The 1,469-nt window shown below is 62.9% G+C and carries 2 protein-coding genes and 1 pseudogene; all 3 read left to right on the top strand.

The features are described from left to right. A partial coding sequence (locus EOA28_RS39295; protein ID WP_189342376.1) for a hypothetical protein occupies positions 1–301 on the top strand: 301 nt, incomplete at its 5' end. Next, positions 298–1,164 (top strand): twin-arginine translocase subunit TatC, encoded by an 867-nt coding sequence (gene tatC / locus EOA28_RS35515; protein WP_127252318.1) that lies wholly within the window; start codon positions 298–300, stop codon positions 1,162–1,164. The genes EOA28_RS39295 and tatC, both read left to right, overlap by 4 nt. Positions 1,165–1,266: 102 nt before the next feature. Next, a pseudogene (locus EOA28_RS35510) lies at positions 1,267–1,469 on the top strand (serine--tRNA ligase); the annotation flags it as partial.

Below are 1,469 nucleotides of genomic sequence, written 5' to 3'. Positions count from 1 at the left end.
GACCTTCCCGGCCATGACGGACGCCTCGGTCACCGCCTCGGTTTCGGATGCGCCTGTGGCGCCCAAACCGGCGAAAAAGACTGCGGTGACTAAGGCCAAGACGGCCGACGCTGTGGCGAAAACGGCAGCGGCATCGAAGGCATCGGCTGCAAAGGCGCTGGCCAAATCCTCGGCGCCGGCCAAAGCCGCAACGGCTGCCGCAAAGGCCGCGCCCAAGGCTGAGGCAAAGCCTGCCGCGGCCAGGAAGCCTGCCTCCAAGAAGACGGCTGACACCAAGAAGACGGCGGGAGCCGCCAAGTGAGCGTATCGGACAAGGAGCGGGAAGAAATCGAGAAATCGTCGGCGCCGCTGATCGAGCATCTCATCGAGTTGCGCCGCCGCCTGATCTGGTCGCTGGGCGGCTTCTTCGTCGCCTTCCTCGTCTGCTTCTTTTTCGCCAAGCGCCTGTTCAACCTGTTGGTCATCCCCTTCAAATGGGCAACGCAATGGGCAGGCCTCGACCCGCACAAGGTCGAGCTGATCTATACCGCGCCGCAGGAGTTCTTCTTCACCCAGGTGAAGCTTGCCATGTTCGGCGGCATGGTGATCGCCTTCCCGCTGATCGCCACGCAGATCTACAAGTTCATCGCGCCGGGCCTCTACAAGAATGAGCGCAGCGCCTTCCTGCCGTTCCTGATCGCGTCGCCGATCTTGTTCCTGATGGGCGCCTCGCTGGTCTATTTCTTCTTCACCCCGATGGTGATGTGGTTCTTCCTGGCCATGCAGCAGGTCGGCACCAACGACCAGGTGCAGATTTCGCTGCTGCCGAAGGTTTCGGAATATCTCAGCCTGATCATGACGCTGATCTTCTCCTTCGGCTTGGTGTTCCAGCTGCCGGTGGTGACCAGCCTTTTGACGCGCGTCGGCCTGTTGTCGTCGCAGGCGCTGGCCGAGAAGCGCAAATGGGCAATCGTCCTTTCCTTCGTGGTCGCAGCGGTGCTGACGCCGCCCGATCCGATGAGCCAGTGCGGCCTCGCCATCCCGACGATCATTCTCTACGAGGTCGCCATCTGGTCATCGCGCGTGATCGAGCGCGCCCAGGCACGGGACCGGCTGGCGCGCGAGCAGGCGAATGCGGACAGCTCTGTCGCGGGCGACAAGACGCCGGACGCGCCGTCCACCTGAGCGGCGGCAAGGCAGGGAAATCGAGGCGGCGCGCCTATCCGCCGTCTTGCATCGATAGCCGATGCGGTTTACGCCCTCGGTCCTTACTTCTGAGGATCGACCATGCTTGATATCAAATGGATTCGCGACAACCCGAAGGCCCTTGTCGAGGCGCTGGTGAAGCGCTCGTGGTCGGCTGACGAGGCGCAGTCCATGGTCGACGATCTGATTGCGAAGGACGAGGCGCGGCGCTCGCATCTCAGCGAATTGCAGGTCAAGCAGGAGCGCCGCAACGCCGCCTCGAAGGAAATCGGCAACGCCATGCG

The sequence above is a fragment of the Mesorhizobium sp. M2A.F.Ca.ET.067.02.1.1 genome (assembly GCF_004023285.1).
Lineage (GTDB): Bacteria > Pseudomonadota > Alphaproteobacteria > Rhizobiales > Rhizobiaceae > Mesorhizobium.
The sequence above is the reverse complement of the archived record's forward strand: the minus strand, read 5'-3'. Positions and strand labels throughout refer to the sequence as shown.